The following is a 22,902-nucleotide window of genomic DNA, read 5'->3' on the forward strand; positions in this document are numbered from 1 at the left end:
ACGTGGGCGTGGCGGTGGGGTGGCCGGTGCCGGTGTGCTGCGGCCGGGGGGGGGGGGGGGGGGGCGGGGCGGGGGGGGGGGGGGGGGGGTGGCCGGGGGGGGGGGGGGGGTGGGCGGGGGGGGGGGGGGGGCCCCCCCCCCCCCCCCGCGGCAGGGGGATCGTCACACCGCCCACCAGACGGTGGTGTCGGCGGGCACTTCCGCCTCGTCGTCGACGATCCTGACTTCCTCGTTGGAGAGGAGATACCGGCCGGGCAGCGGGACGGAGATGGCCCGGCCGGTGGTGTTGGCGGTGCAGACGAAGCCGTCGCGGCGGAAGGAGAGCACACCCTCGGGTGCCTCCAGCCACTCGACGGTCTCGCCCGCACCGAGTTCGGGGCGCTCGCGGCGCACGGCGAGCGCGCTGCGGTACAGCTCCAGGGTGGAGCCGGGGTCGCCGGTCTGCGCCTCGACGCTCAGCCCGCTCCAGGACGCGGGCTGCGGCAGCCAGGAGCCGCCGGCCCCGAAGCCGTACGACGTGCCCTCGACGGTCCACGGGATCGGCACCCGGCAGCCGTCGCGGAAGCCGTCCTGGCCGCTGGCGCGCCAGAACGACGGGTCCTGGCGGACCTCGTCGGGCAGGTCGGTGACGTCGGGCAGGCCGAGCTCCTCGCCCTGGTAGACGTACGCCGAGCCGGGCAGCGCCAGCATCAGCAGGGTGGCGGCCCGGGCGCGGCGCAGGCCGAGCTCGCGGTCGCCGGCCTCGCGGAGCTGGGTGCCGAGGCCCGCCGGGTTGGCGAAGCGGGTGGCGTGCCGGGTGACGTCGTGGTTGGACAGCACCCAGGTGGTGGGGGCGCCGACCGGGCGCATCGCGTCGAGCGAGGCGTCGATCACCGTACGGAGCTCCGCCGCGTCCCAGTGGGTGCCCAGGTACTGGAAGTTGAAGGCCTGGTGCATCTCGTCGGGGCGCACGTAGTTCGCGGTGCGGTCGACGGTCGGGGTCCAGGCCTCGGCGACGAGGATGCGCTCCCCGTCGTACTCGGCGAGGATCTGCCGCCAGGAGCGGTAGATGGCGTGGACGCCGTCCTGGTCGAAGAAGGGCATGACGTCGTTGCCGAGCAGCTTCAGCTGGTCGTGGGCGCCGATGTCGGGCAGGCCCGCCGCCTTGACCAGGCCGTGGGCGACGTCGACGCGGAAGCCGTCGACGCCCATGTCCAGCCAGAAGCGCAGGATGGAGCGGAACTCGTCGCGTACGGCGGGGTGTTCCCAGTTGAAGTCGGGCTGCTCCGGGGCGAAGAGGTGCAGGTACCAGTCGCCGGGGGTGCCGTCCGGGTTCTCGGTGCGGGTCCAGGCGGGGCCGCCGAAGATGGACTCCCAGTCGTTGGGCGGCAGTTCGCCGTTCTCGCCCTTGCCGGTGCGGAAGTGGTAGCGCTCGCGCAGCACCGAGCCGGGGCCCTCGCGCAGGGCGCGCTGGAACCACTCGTGCTGGTCGGAGGAGTGGTTGGGGACCAGGTCGACGATGATGCGCAGGCCCAGTTCGTGGGCGTCGCGGATCACCGCGTCGGCGTCGAGGAGGGAGCCGAACATCGGGTCGATGGCCCGGTAGTCGGCGACGTCGTAGCCGGCGTCGGCCTGCGGCGAGGCGTAGAACGGGGAGAGCCAGACGGCGTCCACGCCGAGGTCCCTCAGGTACGGCAGGCGGCTGCGGATGCCCTCCAGGTCGCCCATGCCGTCGCCGTTGCCGTCGGCGAAACTGCGCGGGTAGACCTGGTAGATCACGGCGTCTCTCCACCAGCCCGTGTGCGTGCCGGTGGTGGGGACGTCGGCCGGGGTGGCGAGATGCTGGGTCATGTCTTCCCTGGGAGGTAAGGAGGTGCGTTCGGGCGGGGTGCTCAGGGCCGTCAGCCCTTGACGGCACCGGCCGACATGCCGGTGACAAGGTGCCGCTGGGCGAAGAGGAACACCAGGGCGGCGGGGACGGCGATCAGGACGGAGGCCGCTGCCATCGGGCCCCACTGCGCGCCGTACTGGTTGACGAACTTCTGCAGTCCGCCGGCGAGCGTCAGGTTCTCGTCGCCGACCATGAAGGCCGAGGCGTAGGCGACCTCGCCCCAGGCGGTGATGAAGGAGTAGAAGGCGGTGACGGCGATGCCCGGCTTGGCGAGCGGCAGGATCAGCCGCCAGAAGGTGCCGAACGGGGTGAGGCCGTCGACGTATCCCGACTCGTCGATCTCGCGCGGGATGGTGTCGAAGAACCCCTTCATCATCCACGCGCAGAACGGGACGGCGATCGTCAGGTACGTGACGACCAGGCCGACCGGCTGGTTGAGCAGCCCCATCGACGCCATGATGTTGTAGATCGGCACGATGAGGACGGCGACCGGGAACATCTGGGTGATGAGCAGCGTCCACATCAGTCCGCGCTTGCCGGGGAAGCGGAAGCGGCTGACGGCGTAGCCCGTGGTGGCGGAGACGAAGACGCCGACGACGGTGGTGAGGCCGGCGACGAGCAGCGAGTTGCCGAACCAGGTGAGGAACGGGGTGTCCCGCAGCAGGTTCGTGTAGTTCTCGAGCGTCGTCTCCTTGAAGAAGTCCGTGGTGATGGCGTACTTCGCGGGCTTCAGCGAGGTCAGCAGCACCCAGAGGACCGGGAAGACGGCGATCACGGACGCGACGATCAGCGTGGCGTGCAGCGCGACCGATGCCAGCGGCGAACGGCGGCCGCGGATCGGGGTGTTCGCGGGCGCGGCGTGACGGGCGGGGGTCGTGGTGGTCACCAGACTTCTCCCTGCTTGCGGAGGACTCGCCGGTAGACCGCGGCGAAGAGCATCAGGAGGACCAGGATGAGCACGCCCCAGGTGGACGACTGGGCGAAGTCGCGCGGACTGACCTCGAAGGAGAACTTGTAGGCCTGGGTGACGAGGATCTGGGTGGCCTCGCCGGGCCCGCCCCGGGTGAGCAGGAAGATCACCGGGAACATGTTGAAGGTCCAGATGGTCGAGAGCAGGATCACCGTCGTCGACACCGAGCTGAGCCCGGGCATGGTGATGTGCCGGAACCGCTGCCAGGCGTTGGCGCCGTCCATCTCGGCGGCCTCGTACAGCTCGCCGGGGATGGACTGGAGCCCGCCGAGGAGGGCGACCATCATGAACGGCACGCCGAGCCAGACGTTGACGAGGATGACCGAGAACTTGGCCCAGGTGGGGTCGTTCAGCCACGGCACGGCGTCGATGCCGCCGCCCGCGAGGACCTTGTTGAGGAGGCCGTTGTCCTGGTTGTAGAGGAAGCGCCAGGCGAAGACGGAGACGAAACCGGGCACGGCCCACGGCAGGATCAGCATCAGCCGGTAGGCGCCGCGGCCGGCGATCTGGCGGTTGAGGATGTTGGCGAGGGCCAGGCCGAGGGCGAAGGTCACCGAGACGCAGGCCACCGTCCACACCAGCGTCCAGCCCAGGGTGGAGAGGAACTGGCCGCCCGTCAGCGCGTCCGCGTAGTTGTCCAGGCCGACGAACTCGTAGCTGGCCGGGATGTGGTTGACGCCGATGGAACGCTCGACGTTGCGCTCGTTGGCGTCGGTCAGCGACAGGAAGATGCCGCGGACCAGCGGATAGCCGATGATCACGGCGATCACGACGGTCACCGGGGCGACCATCGCCCAGGCGTACCAGTGGGTGGCGAGGGAGCGCTTCGCCGCGCCCCGGGGCTTACCAGTTCCGCGGCTCCGGCCGCGGGCGCTGTCGCCCGCGGCCTTCACCACCGACTGGCTGGGGGTGTCCACAGCCATCAGCCGGCCTGCCTTCCTTCCTCTTCCTGCTACTTCCAGTCCTTCAGGAGCTTGCGGTAGCCGTCACCGGTCGCCTTGGCACCCGCCTCGGGGGTGGTCTGGCCGGTCAGGACCTTGGTGTACTCGGTGACGAGCGGCGCGAAGAGGCTGCCGGTCTCCGGGATCCAGGGGCGCTCGACGGCCTTGTCGACGACCGGCTTGAAGAAGGTGATCATCTCGTTGGTCGCGACGTCCGACTTGATGTAGACGGACTGGCGGGTCGGGAGGAGGCTGAGCTCCTTCGCGACCGTCGCCTGGGTCTCGGCCGAGGTCATGTACTCGGCGAAGGCGTAGGAGGCGTCGAGGTTCTTCGAGCCCGCGTAGACGGCGAGGTTGTGACCGCCCTGCGGGGCGCCCTGGCCGGCGGAACCGGCCGGGACCGGGGCGATGCCCAGGTTGGCCTTGTCCGTGAACTCCTTGCCGGCGTAGGTGTCGGCGACGGCCCACGGGCCGTTGATCATCATGGCGACCTTGCCGTCCTTGAAGGCCGTCTGCATGTTGTTCCAGCCGTCGGTCGCGTCGGTCTTGGCGGCACCGGAGTCCACCAGGTCCTTGACGGTCTTGAAGGCCTTCACGCCGGCGGGGCTGTCGACGGTGATCGTCTTCTTGTCGGCGTCGACGAGGTCGCCGCCCTCGCCGTACAGGAAGGAGAGGAACCAGTAGGCGTCGTCGCCGCGCAGGTAGAGGCCGGTCTTGCCGGTCTTCTGCTTGATCGTGGCGGAGACGGTCTTCAGCTCGGCGATGGTCTTGGGGACCTCGACGCCGGCGTCCTTGAAGATCTTCTTGTTGTAGAAGATGCCCATGGAGTCGATGACCTGCGGGACGGCGTAGGTCTTGCCCTTGTACTGGGTGGAGGCCGACGCCTGCTTGAGGAAGTCGTCGGCGTCCTTGAGGGCGGGGGTGCCGTCGAGGGGCGCGAGGTAGCCGAGGTCGGCGAACTCGGGGGTCCAGGCGACCTCGGAGCGGATGACGTCGGGCGCGCCGGAGCCGGACTGGGCGGCGTTCTTGAACTTGTTCTGGGCCTCACCGAAGGGCACGTTGACGTACTTGACCGTGACCTTGGGGTGCTTCTTCTTGAAGTCCTCGGCGACCTTCTTGAAGACCTTGTCCTCGGAGCCGACAGTGGAGGTGTCCCACCAGGTCACGGTGCCGGAGAGCTCGCCCGAGCTCTTCGCGCCGCCGTTGGAGGAACCGCTGTCGCTTCCGCCGCACGCCGCCAGGGTCACGCCCAGGGCCGCGACCAGCGCGGTGGCCGCTATGCCACGCCGCATGTGAACTCCTTCAGTGATCCCGGGGAGACGAGGGGCTGGAACCTTCCTCATGCGACCGCTCCCTCGCGGCGCTCCGGGTTGCCAGGAACGTAACAGGGATGAAAACGAGCCGAAAGAGCTTGCGGCGAATTTCTGCAAGGACCGGCGATCGTTACATCCACGTGTCCCGAAGGTTGCCGACGGGCCGCTTGACAGGGGCCGTATCGGGCATCTCGCACCCGGAACCACCCCGCGAGGGGTCACCTTCCCCACGAAAAGGGGCCGCAAGCACTGCAAGACCTTGCGCAACGGCTCGAATCCTGTGGTCCGGTCCCGGTGCGGGGAACCGGTGGGAAATACGCGCTGTGACCGGTACAGTCCTTTCCCATGACCGCGCGGCTCTCCGACATCGCAGCCCAGGCGGGGGTCAGTGAAGCCACAGTCAGCCGGGTGCTCAACGGCAAGGCCGGCGTGGCGGCGGCCACCCGCGAGTCCGTCCTCGCCGCGCTCGACGTGCTCGGGTACGAGCGTCCCGTACGCCTCCGCCAGCGCAGCGCGGGTCTCGTCGGCCTCATCACCCCCGAGCTGGACAACCCGATCTTCCCCGCGCTCGCGCAGGTCATCGGGCAGGCCCTGACCCGGCAGGGGTACACGCCGGTGCTCGCCACCCAGACCCCCGGCGGGTCCACCGAGGACGAGCTCACCGACATGCTGGTGGAGCGCGGTGTCGCCGGCATCATCTTCGTCTCCGGGCTGCACGCCGACACCACCGCCGACATGACGCGCTACGACCAGCTGCGCGGCAAGGGCGTCCCGTACGTCCTCCTCAACGGCTTCTCCCCCAAGGTCCAGGCACCCTTCGTGTCGCCGGACGACCGGGCGGCGATGGTGCTGGCCGTGACGCACCTGGCCGCGCTCGGGCACACCCGGATCGGCCTCGCCGTCGGACCGAAGCGGTTCGTGCCGGTGCTGCGCAAGATAGAGGGCTTCCAGAAGGGCATGGAGGAGCGGCTCGGGCTCGCTCCCGAGGAGTCCGAGGAGCTGATCCAGCACTCCCTCTACACCCTGGAGGGCGGGCAGGCGGCGACCGCGGCGCTGATCTCCCGCGGCTGCACGGCCATCGTGTGCGCGAGCGACATGATGGCGCTCGGCGCGATCCGGGCCGCCCGCCAGCAGGGCCTCGACGTGCCGCGTGACGTCTCCGTCGTCGGCTTCGACGACTCTCCGCTCATAGCGTTCACCGACCCGCCGTTGACGACCATCCGCCAGCCCGTGCAGGCGATGGGGCAGGCCGCGGTCCGCGCGCTGCTCGAGGAGGTCGGGGGCACCCCGGCGCCCCACTCCGAGTTCGTCTTCATGCCTGAGCTGGTCGTTCGCGGTTCGACGGCCTCGGCGCCGTCCCCCGCGCGCACTCCTTCCTGAGACGGAGGGGGTGCGCCCGGAACCCGACCGGGGGATGATCGGTCGGGAGGTAGGGATCTGGCAGACTCTCTCCCCATGGGTGAAACGACCGTGAAGAGTTTGGACGACCGGACGACCCCGTCGTCACCCACAGTGGCCGACGGCAGGCTGTCGCGCCTGCGCGCGCGGACGCCCCGGCGCCCCACGATCTGGTTCGAGATCCTGCTCATCGCGGTGAGCTACTGGACGTACTCCCTGATCCGCAACGCGGTGCCGGAGCAGAAGGCCCAGGCGCTCAAGAACGCCGACTGGATCTGGCAGGCCGAGGAGTCCCTCGGGCTCGCCTTCGAGCACGCCGTCAACCACGCCGTGAACTCGGTGACGTGGCTGATCGTGTCGATGAACTACTACTACGCCACGCTGCACTTCGTCGTGACGATCGGTGTGCTGGTGTGGCTGTACCGCCGGCACCCGGGCCGTTACGCGGCGTTCCGCACCGTCCTGTTCGCCACCACCGGTGTGGCCCTGGTCGGTTACTACCTGTATCCGCTCGCGCCGCCGCGGCTCATGAACGGCCAGGACTTCGTCGACACGGTGCTCGTCCACCACACCTGGGGCTCGATGGCCTCGGGCAACCTGAAGCACGTGTCGAACCAGTACGCGGCGATGCCGTCGATGCACATCGGCTGGTCGCTCTGGTGCGGACTGACCGTCTTCCTGCTCGCCAAGGCGCCGTGGGCGAAGATCCTCGGCCTGCTCTACCCGGCGGCCACCCTCGTCGTGATCGTCTCCACCGCCAACCACTTCTGGCTGGACGCGGTCGGCGGCATGATCTGCCTGGCCTTCGGCTTCGGCGTCTCCTACTGCTGGTACGGCTCCCGGCCGCACCGGCTGCCGCGTCTGGTCGAGCCCGCGGGAGCCGTCGCGCACGGCGGCCCGCCCCCGGTCGCCGGGGCGAAGGCCAAGGCGGACACGGACGCGGACGCGGACCGCGAGAGCGACGTGGAACGGCCGGTCGGTTCCTCCAAGTGAACCGGCCGGTGGACGGGCCTATCCTGAGGCTGTAGACCTTGGGCTTCCCACGGCTCCGGCGGCACCCGCACGCACTCCTCATCCCGAGCGGGAGGCACAGGATGCGATTCCACCGGAAATGGGCCGCCACCCTCACCTCCGCGGCCCTCGTCACGCTCGGCGCCTCCACCGTCACCGCCGCCCCGGCCGCTCCCGGACCCGGGGTCCTCGTCGCGGGGTACGCCCCCGCCGAGACGGCGGAGGACCGGACCGAGCAGACGTTCCTGGAGCAGAACGAGGTCCTCGAAGGCGCGGCCGCGCACGCGAACGCCCTGATCGGACTTCCGCAGGACGTTCCCGTGACGGCGCTGAGCTGCGGCGAGGCCAACGCCTTCTGGGATCCCGAGAACCAGGGCATCGGCTACTGCTACGAGCTGGTGGGGTACTACCGGAGCGTCTTCGACGAACTGAACACCACCGGCACCGAGGCCCAGCGGAGCCGGGCCACCGAGGACGACCTCATCGGCATCTCCAACAGCGTCGTCTTCCACGAGTTCGCGCACGCCCTCATCGACATCTACGACCTGCCGGTCACCGGCCGGGAGGAGGACGCGGCCGACCAGCTCGCCACCCTCCTCCTCGCGGGCGACACCGTGCACCAGGAGTACGCGGTGAGCGCCATCGAGGCCTGGGGAGCCCTCGCCGACGCCGCGGCCCAGGACGACGTCGACGCGCAGCTCCCGGACGACCACTCGCTCGACGCACAGCGCTACTACAACGCCATCTGCTGGCTGTACGGCTCCGACCCGAGCGTCTTCCAGGGCGCCGTGCAGACCGAGGACAACCCCGACGGGCCGCTGCCCGCGAGCCGGGCCGAGCGGTGCCCCGAGGAGTTCCAGCAGATCGACGAGGCCTGGGGCACCCTGCTCGAGCCCTATCTCAAGGGCTGACGGGACCGCGCCGACACCGCGCGGACCCGGGACGGCGACTCCTACGCCCCGTAGAACAGCTCCTCCACGACGGCCCTGGCCCGGCGGGTGATGCGGCGGTAGTCGTCGACCATCTCGCCGACGTGGCCGGGGCCGTATCCCAGGTACCGCCCGACCGCGGCGAGTTCGCGCGGGTCGGAGGGGAAGGTGTCGCCGGCCCGGCCCCGTACCAGCATCACCGCGTTGCGGACGCGGCTGGCGAGGACCCAGGCCTCGTCCAGGGTCTGGGCCTCCTCGGTGGGGATCAGGCCGACGGCGTGCGCGGCCGCCAGGGCCTCGCGGGTGCGGGTCGTCCGCAGCCCCGGCTCCGCCCAGCCGTGCCGCATCTGGAGGAGCTGGACCGTCCACTCGACGTCGCTGAGGCCGCCGCGGCCGAGTTTGGCGTGGAGCGTCGGGTCGGCGCCGCGCGGCAGCCGCTCGGACTCCATGCGGGCCTTGAGGCGGCGGATCTCGCGGACCGCGTCGTCGCCGAGGCCCTCGGCGGGGTAGCGCAGCGGGTCGACGAGTTCGACGAACCGGTCCGCCAGGTCCCGGTCTCCCGCCATGGGCTCGGCGCGCAGCAGGGCCTGGCTCTCCCAGACCAGGGACCAGCGGCGGTAGTAGGCCTCGTACGACTTGAGGGTGCGGACCAGGGGGCCGCTCTTGCCCTCGGGCCGCAGGTCCGCGTCGATCAGCAGCGGCGGGTCGGCGGTGGGGAGCTGGAGGAGCCGGCGCATCTCGGCGACCACCCGGTTCGCGGCGCGGGCGGCCTCCTGCTCGTCGACGCCCTCGCGCGGCTCGTGCACGAACAGGACGTCCGCGTCGGAGCCGTACCCCAGCTCGTGGCCGCCGAAGCGGCCCATGCCGATGACCGCGAAGCGGGTGGGCAGGGTGTCGCCCCACTCGGCGCGCACGGCGGCCCGCAGGGCGCCGGCGATGGTCACCGCGTTCAGGTCGGTGACGGCCTCCCCGACCCGGTCGACCAGGGCGCCCGGATCGGACTCGCGGGGGTTGTCCTCGGTGCCGTACGAGCCGATGAGGTCGGCCGCGGCGGTCCGGAACAGCTCCCTGCGGCGCACTCCGCGGGCCGCCGCGACCCCCTGCTCGGCGTCGCCCGCGCGGCCCACCGCCGCCAGGACCTCCTGCTCCAGGTGGTCGCGGCCGCGCGGCTTCAGGCCCTCCGGGTCGCCGAGGAGCGCGACCGCCTCGGGGGCGCGGAGCAGCAGGTCGGGGGCGAGGCGTCCGGCGGAGAGGACCCGGGCGAGGTTCTCGGCGGCGGCGCCCTCGTCCCGGAGCAGCCGCAGGTACCAGGGCGTCTTGCCGAGGGCGTCGGAGACCTTGCGGAAGCCGAGCAGGCCGGCGTCCGGGTCGGCCGAGTCCGCGAACCAGCCGAGGAGCACCGGGAGCAGGGTCCGCTGGATCGCGGCCTTGCGGCTCACGCCGGACGCCAGCGCCTCCAGGTGGCGCAGGGCGGCGGCGGGGTCGTCGTACCCGAGCGCCTCCAGGCGCTGCCCGGCCGCCTTCGGGCTGAGCCGGATCTCGCCGGGGGCGAGCTGGGCGACCGCGTCGAGCAGCGGCCGGTAGAAGAGCTTCTCGTGCAGCCGGCGGACCACGGCCGCGTGCCGCTTCCACTCCTTGTTGAGCTCGGCGACCGGGTCGGTGCGCAGGCCGAGCGAGCGGCCGAGGCGGCGCAGGTCGGCCTCGTCCTCCGGGACGAGGTGGGTGCGGCGCAGCCGGTACAGCTGGATGCGGTGCTCCATGGCCCGCAGGAAGCGGTAGGCCTCGTCGAGCTGGGCCGCGTCGGCCCGGCCGACGTAGCCGCCGGCGGCGAGCGCGGCCAGCGCGTCGAGGGTGGTGCCGCTGTGCAGGCCGGCGTCGCTGCGGCCGTGCACCAGCTGGAGGAGCTGGACGGCGAACTCGACGTCGCGCAGGCCGCCGGGGCCCAGCTTGAGCTCGCGCTCGACCTGGGCGACGGGGATGTTGTCGACGACCCGGCGGCGCATCTTCTGGACGTCGGGGACGAAGTTCTCGCGCTCGGCGGCCTGCCAGACGAGCGGGGAGACGGCGTCGATGTACTGCGCGCCGAGGTCCGGGTCGCCGGCCACCGCGCGGGCCTTGAGGAGGGCCTGGAACTCCCAGGTCTTCGCCCAGCGCTGGTAGTAGGCGAGGTGGGAGGAGAGGGTGCGGACGAGGGGGCCGTTGCGGCCCTCGGGGCGGAGGTTGGCGTCGACCGGCCAGATGGTGCCCTCGACCGTGGTCTCCGAGCAGATCCGCATGAGGTGCGAGGCGAGCCTCGTCGCCGCCTGGATCGCCTTGCCCTCGTCGGCGCCCTCGACCGGCTCCCCCACGAAGATCACGTCCACGTCGGAGACGTAGTTGAGCTCGTGGCCGCCGCACTTGCCCATCGCGATCACGGCGAGCCGGCACTGGGCGGCGTCGGCGGGGGCGGCGGTACGGGCGATGGCGAGCGCGGCGCGCAGGGTCGCCGTCGCCAGGTCGGCGAGCTCGGCGGCGGCCTGGGCGACGTCGGTGGTGCCGCACACGTCACGGGCCGCGATGGCGAGCAGGCAGCGCCGGTAGGCGACCCGGAGCGAGACCGCGTCGGTGGCCTCGGCGAGGCCCTGCTCGAACTCGGCGACCCCCGGGTGCAGGTCGACCGCCTCGTAGGTGACGAGGGACTCCCAGTCGCGGGGGTGCCGGGCCAGGTGGTCGGCGAGCGCCTCGGAGGCGCCGAGCACGCCGAGGAGCCGGTCCCGGAACGGTTTGGCGGAGAGCAGTGTGGCCGTGAACGTCTGCCGCTCGGTCTCGGGCTGGGCCTCGGCCAGCCGGACGAGGCCGCGCAGGGCGAGGTCCGGGTCGGCGGTGACGCCCAGGGCGTCCAGGAGGACGGAGTCGTCCCGCAGCGCGGACAGCTCGGGCGCGTCGAGGAGCTGTTCGGCTCCCGAGGGGTCGGTGAACCCGTGCCGCAGCAGCCGTGAGAACGTGCTGCTCCTGCGTCCCGGCACCGTCATTCCGCCGCTCCCTCCGAGCAGGTCAGCCCCAAGGGCCGAGCCTATCCGGCGCGGGGGCCGGGGGCGCCCCCGACCGCCGGTCACGTCGCGCCGGACGGACGTCCGGTCCGGCGGAGACGTGGCGCATCACACGGCGTCCGGCGCGTGAGATCCCGCACAAAGATCCCTTTCGGGGCGAATGAACCGTAAATCTGGAAGATCCGTCTTGATGTACTGGGACGCTCCCGCTCGTTCACGCGTGCGGGGGCTTCCCCGTACGCCGAGCCGTACCCCCCGCGGCGACCCCCGCGGGAGGCGGCCGGACCGGACCCCCGCGGCGCTCCCGCGGGGCCCGGCCGAGCCGCCTCCCGCGGCGCCGCGGGACCGTCGAGCCCGCCCCGTCCCGCCGAGCCGCGCCCAGCCCCGCCCAGCCAGCCCGTCAGTGAAAGCGTCGCCGAACATGTCTGTCCGTCCCCGTCGTCCCTCCCGTCGCAGAATCGTTTCTGCGTCCGTCGCGACCGTCCTGGTCGGCGGCACCTTCGCCGGGCTCCTCTCGGTGACGGCGGCGAAGCCGCAGGTGCCCCGCGTGCCGGCTCAGGGGCACGAGGCGAAAGCGGCGGGGAAGGCGCCCGCCGAGACGGCGGCGAAGCCCGTGCGGGCCCCGCAGGCCGCCACGTCCGTGATGCAGATCGTGGCGCACCCGGACGACGACCTGTTCTTCATGAACCCGGACGTCTCGCAGTCGCTGCGCTCCGGCAGCCCGCTGACCTCCGTCTACCTCACCGCCGGCGAGTCGGACGGCGTCAACGCCCGCCCGGGCGACGCCGCCGGCGCCGAGCCCGACAAGGCCGGCTACGCCGAGGCCCGGCAGAACGGCATACGCGCCGCGTACGCCGAGATGGCGACCGGCAGCCGGACCGGCGCCTGGGACCGGACCGCGATACCCACGGCCGGTGGTGCGTCGGCCGAGATGGACACCCTGCGCGCGAAGCCCCAGGTCAAGCTGGTGTGGCTGCAGCTGCGCGAGGCCGGCTCGATCAGCGGCGACCGCCCGCAGAGCCTCAACGGCCTCTGGCACGACCGGATCCACGCGCTGCCCTCCCAGCGCGCCACCGGCACCCCCGTCGCGGCCGACTTCACGTACACCAAGGACCAGGTCGTCACCACCCTCACCGGGCTCCTCGAACGCTTCCGGCCGACCTTCGTCCGCATGCAGGACCCGACCCCGGGCACCTGGCCGGACACGAAGCACGGGGCGGAGACCAAGACCGAGGCCGGCCACGGGTCGGGGACCCAGGCCGGGACCGGCCACGGGTCGGGAACCGAGGCCGGGACGAGGCACGGGGCGAAGACCGGGGACGGGGCCGGGGCCGGCGCGGGATCCGCGCCCGGAGCCGGGGCGGGTACCAAAGCCGGAACCGGGGCCGGGGCCAAAGCCGGGGCCGGGGCGGTGAAGCTCCGGGACCATCAGGACCACCTCTACGGGGCGCGGTTCGTCCAGGCCGCGCTGGCCCGGTACGCGGACCGGCCCGGGCATCCGCACGTCGGCGTGCAGAACTACCTGGGCTATCCGACCAGTACGCTGCCGCACACGCTCGACCCCGAGACGGCGGGCGCGAAGCTGCGGACCATGAGGACGTACGCCTGGACGGACGGGGTCAACGACTGCGGGACCGCCGCGGGCTGCGGCGACCTGAAGGTGGCCGCGCGGCCCGGCGGGCGGGGCTGGACGCAGACCGTCCGGTACGCCCGCTCCACCTCCACCTCCTGGGTGCAGCGCGACCGCGACGGCGGGCTCCACGCCTTCTCCGTCCTCGACGGGCGGCTCGCCGCCTGGCACAAGCCCGCCGGCGCCGGCGCGTGGCAGGGGCCGGTGCTGCTGCCCGGCGGCGGTCTCGACAGCGGCGTCACCTCCGTCGCCCTGCCCGACGGCCGGATGGCGGTCTTCGGCACGCGTACGACGCTCGGCGGCGGCGCCTCCGCGTACGGCCGCGAGGTCGTGACCACCGCGCAGACCGCGCCCGGCGGCGCCTTCGGCCCGTGGCGTTCGCTCGGCACGCCCGAGCGGGACGACGCCGGGGGCACCTCGGACATCAGCGCGCCCGCCGTGACCGTGGACCGCGCGGGCCTGGCGACGGTGCTCCTGCGGGACAGCGGCCACCGCCTCACGGCCCGCGAGCAGCGCGCCGACGGCGGCTGGGGGCCGTGGCGGACGCTCGGCGGCGGGGACGTGTACGGCGACCCCGTGGCCGCGACCGACGGCAGCGGCCGCGGTTACGTCTTCGCGAGCACCCCGAGCACCGTCCTGACCTGGGCTCAGCGGCGGCCCGGCGGCCCCCTGACCGGCCCGGTGCGGACCGGTCTGCCGCCGACCACGCTGGCGCTGAGCGCGGTCCCCGCACCGGACGGCGACGGGGTGCGCCTCTGGTTCCGCAAGCCGGCCTCCGGCGACCTGCGGAGCGCCGACTTCTCCGGCGTGGGCCCGGTCTCCCCCGTCACCGAGCTGCCCGGCTCCGGCGTCGCGGGCTTCGGCCCGGTCAGCGGCGGCGACGGGCTCCTCGCGGTCCGGTCCCGGACGGGCTTCCTGGCGACGGCGCCGCACGGCCGGTCGGCCGGGGCGCCGCCGGAGTGGACGCTGGAGAAGTTCCTCTTCGCGGGCGCGCCGGACGCGGGGACGGACGGGGTCGCGGCGATCGGCCTCGACGGCCGGCTGCACTGGACTCCCGCTCCCCGTCGGCCCGTTCCGGGTGCGTGACGCCCTGCCGTGCGGGAGGGTGACCCCCATGAACTGGACACTGGAAGTGGTCCCCGTCCCCGTCACCGACATGGACCGGGCCAAGGAGTTCTACGGCGACAGGTGCGGCTTCAAGATCGACCTGGACGACGAGGTGGCGCCCGGCACGCGGATCATCCAGGCGACGCCGCCCGGCTCCCGCTGTTCGATCGCCCTGCTCGACGGCATGCCGCCGATGCCCGGCACCAAGGAGACGGCCCCCGGCACCCTGCACGGCCTCCAGCTCTGCGTGACGGACATCGAGGCGGCCCGGGCGGAGCTCGTCGAGCGGGGTGTCGACGTCTCCCCGGTGATGCACGTCGGCGCGACCGGCTGGGAGGACGGCAAGGGCGGGACCTGGAACTCCTTCATGACCTTCGAGGACCCGGACGGCAACGGCTGGGTCGTCCAGGAGGCCCCCTCGGAGCTCTCGGAGCGCTGACGGGGCCTCCTGGCCCTCCTGCCCGGACGGCCCTTGGGGGATCGTGCCGATCGCGCCGAGCTCGCGGGGCCTGATCGGCAGGCCCTAGAGCGCCAGGTAGAAGTGGCGGAGCTTCTCGCTCTCCGCCACGCAGCGCATCCCGGCGGCCTCCATCACGCGGTGCGAGGCCGGGTTGTCCAGGTCGGCGTCGCCCTTGACCCCGGCGGCGCCGGCCACGCGGGCCACCTCGACGAGGGCCCGCAGCGCCTCGGAGGCGTACCCGTTGCCGCGGACGTGCGGCAGCAGCCCGTATCCGACCGTGGCGACCCCGATCTCGTCCGGCGGGCCGTGGAACCCGATGCCGCCGACGGTGACGCCGTCGAGCCGTATCTCGTAGGTGCGGAACACGCCAGGGTCACCGCGCTCGACGACCCCGCGCAGGAAACCGTCGGCCGTCCGGACGTCCCCGGCGCCTGGGTAGCCCTCGCCCCACAGGTCGCCCGGGCCGGGCACTCGGCCGACGATGCGTTCGGCCTGTTCGACGGTGAGGGGACGCAGCTGGAGCCGCTCGGTGGCGACGGTCTCGATCTTCACGGCCGCAGTGTCGGCCGCACACCGCGCCCCCGGCAACGGAATTCTCCGGCGCCGCCGTGTCGGCCACCCGGTCGTCCGTCCTGCGGGCACGGACTCCGTGCCCGCAGGACGTCGGGGGACGACCGTCTCCCTCAGAGCACCGGCAGGTTCTTCCGGAGCTCGAAGGCGGTGACCTCGGAGCGGTACTCCTCCCACTCCTGCTTCTTGTTGCGCAGGAAGAAGTCGAAGACGTGCTCGCCGAGGGTCTCGGCGACCAGTTCGCTCTTCTCCATGAGGGCAATGGCCTCGCCGAGGTTCTGCGGGAGGGGCTCGATGCCCATCGCGCGGCGCTCGGAGTCGGAGAGGGCCCAGACGTCGTCGTCGGCGCCGGCGGGGAGCTCGTAGCCCTCCTCGATGCCCTTGAGGCCGGCGGCGAGGAGGACGGCGTAGGTGAGGTAGGGGTTGGCGCCGGAGTCGATGGAGCGGACCTCGACGCGGGAGGAACCGGTCTTGCCGGGCTTGTACATGGGGACGCGGATGAGGGCGGAGCGGTTGTTGTGACCCCAGCAGATGTAGGAGGGGGCCTCGCCGCCGGAGCCGGCGGTGCGGGAGGAGCCGCCCCAGATGCGCTTGTAGGAGTTGACCCACTGGTTGGTGACGGCGGAGATCTCGCCCGCGTGGCGCAGGAGGCCCGCGATGAAGGAGCGGCCGACCTTGGAGAGCTGGTACTCGGCGCCCGACTCGTAGAAGGCGTTGCGGTCGCCCTCGAAGAGGGAGAGGTGGGTGTGCATGCCCGAGCCGGGGTAGTCGGAGAACGGCTTCGGCATGAACGTGGCCTGCACGCCCTGCTCCAGGGCCACCTGCTTCATGACCAGGCGGAAGGTCATGATGTTGTCGGCGGTGGAGAGGGCGTCCGCGTAGCGCAGGTCGATCTCCTGCTGGCCGGGCGCGCCCTCGTGGTGGGAGAACTCCACCGAGATGCCCATCGACTCCAGCATGGTGATGGCCTGTCGGCGGAAGTCCATGCCGACGTTCTGCGGAGTGTGGTCGAAGTAGCCGGAGTTGTCGGCCGGGGTGGGCCGGCTGCCGTCGAGCGGCTTGTCCTTCAGGAGGAAGAACTCGATCTCGGGGTGGGTGTAGAAGGTGAAGCCGAGGTCGGAGGTCTTGGCCAGGGCCCGCTTGAGGACGTAGCGCGGGTCGGCGAAGGACGGCGAGCCGTCGGGCATGAGGATGTCGCAGAACATGCGGGCCGTGCCCGGGGCCTCGGCGCGCCACGGCAGGATCTGGAAGGTGCCCGGGTCCGGCTTGGCGATCATGTCCGATTCGTAGACGCGGGCGAAGCCCTCGATCGCGGAGCCGTCGAAGCCGATGCCCTCGTCGAAGGCCTGCTCGAGCTCGGCGGGTGCCACGGCCACCGACTTGAGGAAGCCGAGCACGTCGGTGAACCACAGGCGCACGAAGCGAATGTCGCGCTCCTCGAGCGTACGGAGCACGAATTCCTGCTGCTTGTCCATTTCCACACCCATCCTCGCTGGTCAGGCCGCCTGCTCCCACCGCCTCGGGTACATCGGGGGGCACCTGAGCATCCCACCACATGGTTTCGCGCACGTTGCACACCCATAGTGCCTGCTCGGGTGTGACACAGGTAACGGGGAGCGGCCGATTCCGGGTGCCTGTTCGCCCGTCCGGCGTCCGTTCCCCGGCCACCCGGTGGTACCCCGTTCGGCCCACGAGGGCCTCGCGCCCACTACGATCTGCGCCCATGGGGGCCCCACGGCTCGTACGCCTGTCCGGAGACGCGCGTCCCATGGCACTGGCGAGTGCCGTGGCGACGCTCCTCGCCGCGCTCTTCCTCTGTCCGGTGCCCGGGCCGGACCGGGACGACCCCCACCACGGGCCGGGCGAGAGCCTGCGGGCCGTGACGGTCGTGGGCGAGTACGTCTGCCCGTACGACCGCGGTGGCTGCTCCCTCTTCCCGTCCCTCTCCCCCGCGGTGCTCAGCGCGCCCCCGCTCGACCCGCCGCTGGACGCGGCGGGCGGGCCCCAGCGGCTCGCGGCGCCCCCGGGTGACGGCCCGGCGCGCCGCTCCGGCGCCCAGCCGCGCGCTCCGGACCTGCACGTCCTTCAAGTTCTCCGGACGTGACGGCGGCGGGCTTACCGCCCCCGCACGTCCACCCCGAACTCCACCCCACCCCCCTGAAGAAGGACGACACCACCATGGCCGCCACCCGCTCCGCCAACGCCGACCGCCGCGCCCGAATAGAGGAGATGCGCCGCGCCGAGCAGGCCCGTGAGCGCCGCAACCGTCTGATCACCATCGGCGTCTCCGGGGTCGTCGTCCTGGGCCTCGTCGGCTTCGGCACCGTCGTGCTGATGAAGAAGTCCGAAGAGCAGGACGCGAAGGACGCCGCCGCCAAGGCCCCCATCTCGGCCGAGAAGTCCTGGGACCCGAAGAAGCTCGGCCGCAACCACGTCGAGACGGCCGTGAAGTACGACATGAAGCCGCCGGTCGGCGGTGACCACAACCCGGTCTGGATGAACTGCGACGGCGTGGTCTACAAGGAGAAGATCGCCGAGGTGAACGCCGTGCACTCGCTGGAGCACGGCGCCGTCTGGGTGACGTACAACAAGTCGGCCTCCCAGGCCGACGTGAAGCAGCTGGCCGACAAGGTCGGCAAGACGAAGTACACGCTGATGAGCCCGGTCGACGACCAGGCCGGGGCGATCATGCTGTCCGCCTGGGGCAAGCAGGTGACCGTGGACGGCGCGGACGACCCGCGGGTCGACGCGTTCTTCACGAAGTACGTGCAGGGCCCGCAGACGCCGGAGCCCGGCGCGGCCTGCACCGGCGGGATCGGCGCGGACGGCGCCGGCGGTGCGGGGATGGGCCAGTGAGGCTCAACCGTACGCAGGGCGCGGCGGTCACCGCCGTCGCCCTGGCGCTGCTCTTCGCCGGGGGCGCGGTCACCGTCGCGTCGGCCGACCGGGACGAGGCTCCGCGCACCCCCGACTCCGCCTCGGCGGACGCCGGTTTCGCGCGGGACATGGCGGTCCACCACCAGCAGGCCGTCGAGATGTCGTTCATCGTCCGGGACCGGACGGAGGACGAGGAGGTCCGCAGGCTGGCGTACGACATCGCCAACACCCAGGCCAACCAGCGGGGCATGATGCTCGGCTGGCTGGACATGTGGGGGCTGCCCAAGGTCCAGGCCGGGGTCGAGCCGATGACCTGGATGGGCATGGGCGGTTCCGGTGACACCGGCCCGCTGGACGGGGCGCTGATGCCCGGCATGGCGACCAACGCCCAGCTGGACGAGTTGCGCGGGGCCAGTGGCCGGGAGGCCGAGGTCCTGTACCTGAAGCTCATGACCGAGCACCACCGGGGCGGGGTCCACATGGCCGAGGGCTGCGTCTCGAAGTGCTCCGTGGACATCGAGCGGAACCTCGCACAGGGCATGGTCGACGCCCAGCAGTCCGAGATCGCCCTGATGGCGGACATGCTGAGGAAGCGCGGGGCCTGACACCCCGGGCGGCGCACCGCGAGGCCCCACACGGCCCCGCACCCCACCACGAGGCCCCGCGCGCTGCCCCACAAGGCACCACACGGCCCCACACGGCCCCCGTGACCCTTCGCACGTCGCGGGGGCCGCGGCGTATACCGGGGGCCGCGCCTGCCCGGAGGTCGTGGCGTACCAGGGGCCGCGCCCACCCGGGGGCCGTCGCGGGGCCGTCGCCGTGCCCGGGGCAGGCGCGCGGACCGGGGTGGGTGGGCGGACCGGGGCGGGCGCGCGGACCGGGGCGGGCGCGCGGACCGGGGCGGGCGCGCGGACCGGAGTGGGCGCCGACGAGTCGCGGGCGCCGGGCCCCGCGTCGACAATGAGTGGGCTCGGGGAGTTCGTACGACGACGTTCGACGAAAGGTTCACACCCCATGACCACGGCGAAGGACATCATGCACAGCGGGGCCCGCTGGATCCCGGAACACGAGACGCTCGACCGGGCGGCGCAGTTGATGCGGGACCTGAACGTGGGCGCGCTCCCCGTCGCCGACGCGAACGAACGCCTCTGCGGCATCGTCACGGACCGGGACATCGTGGTGCGCTGCGTGGCGATGGGCCACGACCCGTCGAGGATCACCTGTGGTGAGATCACCCAGGGCACGCCCCGCTGGATCGACTCCGGCGCGGACGTGGGCGCCGTCCTCGAGGAGATGCAGAGCCACCAGATCCGGCGCCTGCCCGTCATCGAGGACAAGCGGCTCGTCGGCATGATCAGCGAGGCCGACCTCGCCCAGCACCTGTCGGACGAGGAGCTCAAGGCGTTCTGCGCGAGCGTCTACGCCGCTTCCTGAGACGTTCCGAGGACCGCCCGGGCAACCGCGTCCGGGCGGTCCCGCATGACCAGATGGCCCGAGGGTTCGACCGCCTCGTAGCGGGCGCCGAGCCCCCGGGCCAGCGCGCGCTGGCGGCGCTCCCAGCGGGCCGAGCCGTCGGGGGCGGCGAGGACGGTGACGGGCACGCCCGGCGGGAGGGGCCGGTCCTCCCTGAGAGCGAGGAGCCCGGCGGCGACGGCGCCGTAGTGGGCGTTCTCCAGGAGGGCGCCGCGCAGCACGCGCGAGGTGCCGTAGACGCGCCGGATCAGCGCGGTGGGCGTCGGGTCGCGGCGGACGGCCAGCCGGCGGACGGCCGGGCCGAGCGCGGCCGGGGCCCCGGCGGCGCAGAGGACGGCGCCTGCGGCACGGGACGCGGCGGCCGTACGGGAGGGGCGGGGGTGTTCCTCCACCGACGGGTCGACGAGGACGACGGCGGCCGTGCGGTCCGGGTGGAGCCGGGCGAAGGCCTCCGCGTGGAACCCGGCGATCGAGTGCCCGACCACGGTGACGGGGCCGGGCCGGCCGAGGCCGTCGAGGACCGCGGCGATCCGGTGGGCCTCGCCCGCCGCCGTCGGCGGGGCCGTGGCCGGGGCGGAGAGCCCGTGGCCGGGGCGGTCGAAGCGGACGACCGTGCGGTGGGGGGCGAGGAGCGGGACGACGGGGTCCCAGTCGAACCAGCTCATGCCGAGGCCGGCGCTCAGGACGCAGACGGGTCCTGAGCCCTCGACCACGACGTGGTGGGGCACTCCCCCGATCCGCAGGAAGGTCATCGTTCCTCCCGGGCGAGGGAGTACGCGAGGACGGCGAGCCAGACGGCCACCAGGAGGACCTGGAGCCGCTGCCCGGCGCCGAGCGACCAGACGCCCTTTCCGGCCTCGAAGGCGGCGACGGCGGTGAGCGTCCACGCGGTGGCGGCCAGCTCCAGGACGACGAGGGCGGGGCCGGTTCCGGCCAGCGGACGCCAGTGGCCGTGGCGGCGTGCGGCGACGGTCAGGGCGACCATCGCGGCGAGGGCGCCGGTCATGGCGAGGCTCGAACTGACGGCGTGGGCCGTATGGGTGGCGGGCACGAGTCCGGCGGTCTCGCGGGCCGCGCACTCCGGGTCCGCGGTGGGGGCGCAGCTGAGCGGCAGCCGCGAGTCGACGACGGTCGCGGCCCCGAACACGGCGAGCGCGACCCACCCGCCGACGGCCCAGCGCTCCCGCGCCGCCCCGGGCCGCCCGCCTCCCCGGGCCCCGCCTCCCCGGGCCCCGCCTCCCCGGGCCCCGTCGGTCCGCGCCCTGCCGGTCCGCGCCCCGCCGGTCCGCGCCCCGTCGGTGCGCACTCCGCCGCCCCGAACCCCGCCGGGCAGAGTCCCGCCGGGCCGGGCCCCGTCGGTCCGCGCCTCGCCGCCGTCGGTCCCGCCGCCCCCGGCCCCGTCGGTGCCGGTCGCTTCCGGGGCGGGCTCGCGTCCGCGTGCGAGCGCGGCGGCGAGTCCGGCCGCCGCACCCGCCAGGACCAGGAGGCCGGCCGTCAGGTCGGTGGCGCGGAAAAGGCCGCCGAGCGGCTGGTCGGCGGCGGCGAGTTCGGAGACGTACGTGCGGACCGGGTCGAGCCCGGTCCGCACGAGGACTTCGAGGACCCAGGCGGTGTACGCGAGCGCGCCGAGGGCCAGCAGGACGGCGGCCGCGCGCGTGACACTCCGGGGCATGGTGGTCGAACGGCTGGGGCAGGGAGGAAGGTTCCCGGTGGTCCGGGTGGACCCAGCCTGGTTTGCGGTACTTGGGGAGCGTCGCCGGGATCACGACGCCGAGGAGCAGCAGGCCGCCGCCGACGACCATCAGGTGGCGCCGGAGCGGCTGGTCGCCGAACCGGTCCGGCGGGACGAAGCCGATGACGAGCGCGACGACCGGGGCGACGAAGCCGATGCCGGCGACCCACTCGACGGCCGGACGCGGAAGCCGCGTTCGGCGTCCGGCCGGATCCTGCGGAACTTGACGACGCCCCCGTCGGTCGCGGTGGAGGGTGCCGACTCCGCCGGGTCGTCAGTGGTCGCCAGTGGTCGCCAGTGGTCGTCAGTGGTCTTCATGGGGTCGTGATCAGCGGGGCCCGCCGGCCCCGCATGTCGGTGCGGGGGGAGGGGGGCGGGGGCGCGGGTCGGCGGCGCGGGTCACGGACGGGTGCCGACCGCCCCCACCGACCGAAAAACCGCTGGCCAGAGCTTCTCCTTCGGCTACCGTCGGCCCTTCGGATCAGCTCGGAGGACCCCGCATGACCACGCCCGCAGACCAGCCCGCCATGAACCCCTGGGCTCCGCCTTCGCCGGACCGGCGGCCCGAGGGACCGAAGACCGCCGAAGGGCCGATGCCGGCGGACGGGCAGGTACCGGCGCATGGGCGGGTATTGACGGACCGGCAGGTACCGGCGGACGGGCAGGTGCGGGCGCACGGACCGGGCGTGCCGCCGGTGGCCGGAATGCCGCCGGTGGCCGGGATGCCGATGGGCGCGGGGATGCCCGGGATGCCGCCGTACGCCGTGCCGCCCGCCCGCACCGGGCTCGGGGTGGGCGCGCTCGTCATCGGCGTCGTGGGGCTGCTGTTCGGGCTGATCCCGTTCCTCTTCTGGCTCGGCGGGATCATGGGCGTCCTGGCGCTGGTCCTCGGCGTCGTCGGGTACGGCCGCGCCTCACGGGGCGAGACGACCGACCGGGGCCAGGCGGTCGCCGGCATCGTGCTGGGCGCGGCGACGATCGTCGTGTCGGCGGTGTGGCCGGTGGTCCTGCTGATGGCGGCGCAGGCGGTGGACCGCGTCGACGACCGGGTCCGCGAGCGGGAGAGCGCCGCCGCCGTGCCGGAGGCCGATGTGCCCACGCCCGAGCCGACGACGCCGTCGCCGACCGCCCCCGCGCCGCTGGCGTTCGGCCGGACCCACACGTACGCGGACGGGGTGAAGGTGACCGTCTCGGTGCCCGTCCCCTACCGGCCGGACGGATTCGCCGCCGGGTACGAGAAGGGCGACACCGCGCTCCGGGTGACGATCACGATCGTCAACGGCAGCGACCGGGCCCTCGACGTCACGACCGCGCTGCCGGACGCGCGCGACGCGCAGGGCGCTCCGGCGAGGACGGTCTTCGACGGCAGCCGGGCGACCGAGATGTTCCGGGGCACGGTCCTCCCGGGCAAGCAGGCCAAGGCGGGTTACGCGTTCTCACTGCCGGCGGACGCGGACGGCGAGCTCCAACTGGAGCTGGCGCCGAAGCTCCTGGAGTACGACCGGGTGATCTGGACCGGACCGGTGAAGTAGGCGCCGGCCGCTCGGAACGCGGGGACGCAGGCCCGCGCCCCGGGGACGACGGCCCGGTTC

19 protein-coding genes and 2 pseudogenes are annotated in these 22,902 nt (G+C 73.0%); 11 read left to right on the top strand and 10 right to left on the bottom strand.

What is annotated here, in order from left to right:
- Positions 1-162 precede the first annotated feature (162 nt).
- Genes AC067A_RS09245 through AC067A_RS09260 form a run of 4 tightly spaced genes read right to left on the bottom strand, consistent with a single transcriptional unit; the run spans position 163 to position 5,073 of the window.
- On the bottom strand, positions 163-1,830 hold the full coding sequence (locus AC067A_RS09245; RefSeq protein ID WP_478616735.1) for a glycoside hydrolase family 13 protein: 1,668 nt from the start codon (positions 1,828-1,830) through the stop codon (positions 163-165).
- Positions 1,831-1,880: 50 nt separating this feature from the next.
- Positions 1,881-2,759 carry a sugar ABC transporter permease gene (locus tag AC067A_RS09250; protein ID WP_478617778.1) on the bottom strand — a complete coding sequence of 293 codons (879 nt, stop codon included), beginning with the start codon at positions 2,757-2,759 and terminating at the stop codon, positions 1,881-1,883.
- Entirely contained in the window at positions 2,753-3,763 is a 1,011-nt protein-coding gene (locus AC067A_RS09255; RefSeq protein WP_478616738.1) for a carbohydrate ABC transporter permease, read from the bottom strand. The genes AC067A_RS09250 and AC067A_RS09255 overlap by 7 nt, the downstream gene beginning before the upstream one ends.
- Before the next feature lie 29 nt (positions 3,764-3,792).
- Positions 3,793-5,073: an extracellular solute-binding protein gene (locus AC067A_RS09260; RefSeq protein WP_478616740.1), complete on the bottom strand. Its 1,281-nt coding sequence runs from the start codon at positions 5,071-5,073 to the stop codon at positions 3,793-3,795.
- Positions 5,074-5,439: 366 nt separating this feature from the next.
- On the opposite strand from AC067A_RS09260, the gene AC067A_RS09265 reads away from it, so the two are divergent.
- From AC067A_RS09265 to AC067A_RS09275, 3 genes are all read left to right on the top strand, one after another.
- Entirely contained in the window at positions 5,440-6,474 is a 1,035-nt protein-coding gene (locus tag AC067A_RS09265; protein WP_478616742.1) for a LacI family DNA-binding transcriptional regulator, read from the top strand.
- A 75-nt stretch (positions 6,475-6,549) separates the two neighbouring features.
- Positions 6,550-7,485, top strand: a complete 936-nt coding sequence (locus AC067A_RS09270; protein WP_478616744.1) for a phosphatase PAP2 family protein — start codon at positions 6,550-6,552, stop codon at positions 7,483-7,485.
- 101 nt (positions 7,486-7,586) lie between these two features.
- Positions 7,587-8,414, top strand: a complete 828-nt coding sequence (locus tag AC067A_RS09275; protein ID WP_478616747.1) for a DUF4344 domain-containing metallopeptidase — start codon at positions 7,587-7,589, stop codon at positions 8,412-8,414.
- 41 nt (positions 8,415-8,455) lie between these two features.
- Here the strand turns inward: AC067A_RS09275 and AC067A_RS09280 are convergent, their stop codons facing one another.
- On the bottom strand, positions 8,456-11,443 hold the full coding sequence (locus AC067A_RS09280; RefSeq protein ID WP_478616750.1) for a bifunctional [glutamine synthetase] adenylyltransferase/[glutamine synthetase]-adenylyl-L-tyrosine phosphorylase: 2,988 nt from the start codon (positions 11,441-11,443) through the stop codon (positions 8,456-8,458).
- Positions 11,444-11,882: 439 nt separating this feature from the next.
- On the opposite strand from AC067A_RS09280, the gene AC067A_RS09285 reads away from it, so the two are divergent.
- Entirely contained in the window at positions 11,883-14,177 is a 2,295-nt protein-coding gene (locus AC067A_RS09285) for a PIG-L family deacetylase (protein WP_478616752.1), read from the top strand.
- 28 nt (positions 14,178-14,205) lie between these two features.
- Entirely contained in the window at positions 14,206-14,637 is a 432-nt protein-coding gene (locus tag AC067A_RS09290) for a VOC family protein (protein ID WP_478616754.1), read from the top strand.
- An 84-nt stretch (positions 14,638-14,721) separates the two neighbouring features.
- On the opposite strand, the gene AC067A_RS09295 is transcribed toward AC067A_RS09290, so the two are convergent.
- Both AC067A_RS09295 and AC067A_RS09300 read right to left on the bottom strand, forming a co-directional pair.
- Complete coding sequence (locus tag AC067A_RS09295; protein WP_478616757.1) at positions 14,722-15,210, bottom strand: GNAT family N-acetyltransferase; 489 nt, start codon at positions 15,208-15,210, stop codon at positions 14,722-14,724.
- Between the two features lie 131 nt (positions 15,211-15,341).
- A complete protein-coding gene (locus AC067A_RS09300) occupies positions 15,342-16,703 on the bottom strand; it encodes a glutamine synthetase family protein (RefSeq protein ID WP_190157267.1) in 1,362 nt (453 codons plus the stop codon).
- A gap of 293 nt (positions 16,704-16,996) precedes the next feature.
- Between AC067A_RS09300 and AC067A_RS09305 the strand changes: the two genes are divergently transcribed.
- The 4 genes from AC067A_RS09305 (at position 16,997) to AC067A_RS09320 (ending at position 19,539) form a co-directional block, all read left to right on the top strand.
- Complete coding sequence (locus AC067A_RS09305; RefSeq protein ID WP_478616760.1) at positions 16,997-17,332, top strand: hypothetical protein; 336 nt, start codon at positions 16,997-16,999, stop codon at positions 17,330-17,332.
- Positions 17,333-17,406: 74 nt separating this feature from the next.
- Positions 17,407-18,084: a DUF3105 domain-containing protein gene (locus AC067A_RS09310; RefSeq protein ID WP_478617781.1), complete on the top strand. Its 678-nt coding sequence runs from the start codon at positions 17,407-17,409 to the stop codon at positions 18,082-18,084.
- Entirely contained in the window at positions 18,081-18,710 is a 630-nt protein-coding gene (locus AC067A_RS09315; RefSeq protein WP_478616763.1) for a DUF305 domain-containing protein, read from the top strand. The genes AC067A_RS09310 and AC067A_RS09315 overlap by 4 nt, the downstream gene beginning before the upstream one ends.
- A 409-nt stretch (positions 18,711-19,119) precedes the next feature.
- Complete coding sequence (locus AC067A_RS09320) at positions 19,120-19,539, top strand: CBS domain-containing protein (protein ID WP_478616766.1); 420 nt, start codon at positions 19,120-19,122, stop codon at positions 19,537-19,539.
- On the opposite strand, the gene AC067A_RS09325 is transcribed toward AC067A_RS09320, so the two are convergent.
- From AC067A_RS09325 to AC067A_RS09335, 3 genes and pseudogenes are all read right to left on the bottom strand, one after another.
- Entirely contained in the window at positions 19,524-20,330 is an 807-nt protein-coding gene (locus AC067A_RS09325; RefSeq protein WP_478616768.1) for an alpha/beta fold hydrolase, read from the bottom strand. The genes AC067A_RS09320 and AC067A_RS09325 overlap by 16 nt on opposite strands.
- Positions 20,327-20,764: pseudogene (locus AC067A_RS09330) on the bottom strand (DUF998 domain-containing protein); the annotation flags it as partial. The pseudogene AC067A_RS09330 and the gene AC067A_RS09325, both read right to left, overlap by 4 nt.
- A 255-nt stretch (positions 20,765-21,019) precedes the next feature.
- Positions 21,020-21,250: pseudogene (locus tag AC067A_RS09335) on the bottom strand (DUF998 domain-containing protein); the annotation flags it as partial.
- Between AC067A_RS09335 and AC067A_RS09340 the strand changes: the two are divergent.
- Together AC067A_RS09340 and AC067A_RS09345 are read left to right on the top strand one after the other, a co-directional pair.
- A complete protein-coding gene (locus tag AC067A_RS09340) occupies positions 21,249-21,638 on the top strand; it encodes a hypothetical protein (RefSeq protein WP_478616771.1) in 390 nt (129 codons plus the stop codon). The pseudogene AC067A_RS09335 and the gene AC067A_RS09340 sit on opposite strands and share 2 nt — an antisense overlap.
- A 172-nt stretch (positions 21,639-21,810) precedes the next feature.
- Complete coding sequence (locus AC067A_RS09345; RefSeq protein ID WP_478616774.1) at positions 21,811-22,842, top strand: DUF4190 domain-containing protein; 1,032 nt, start codon at positions 21,811-21,813, stop codon at positions 22,840-22,842.
- The last annotated feature ends 60 nt before the right edge of the window (positions 22,843-22,902 follow it).

Source organism: Streptomyces sp. NPDC043176 (assembly GCF_056436715.1).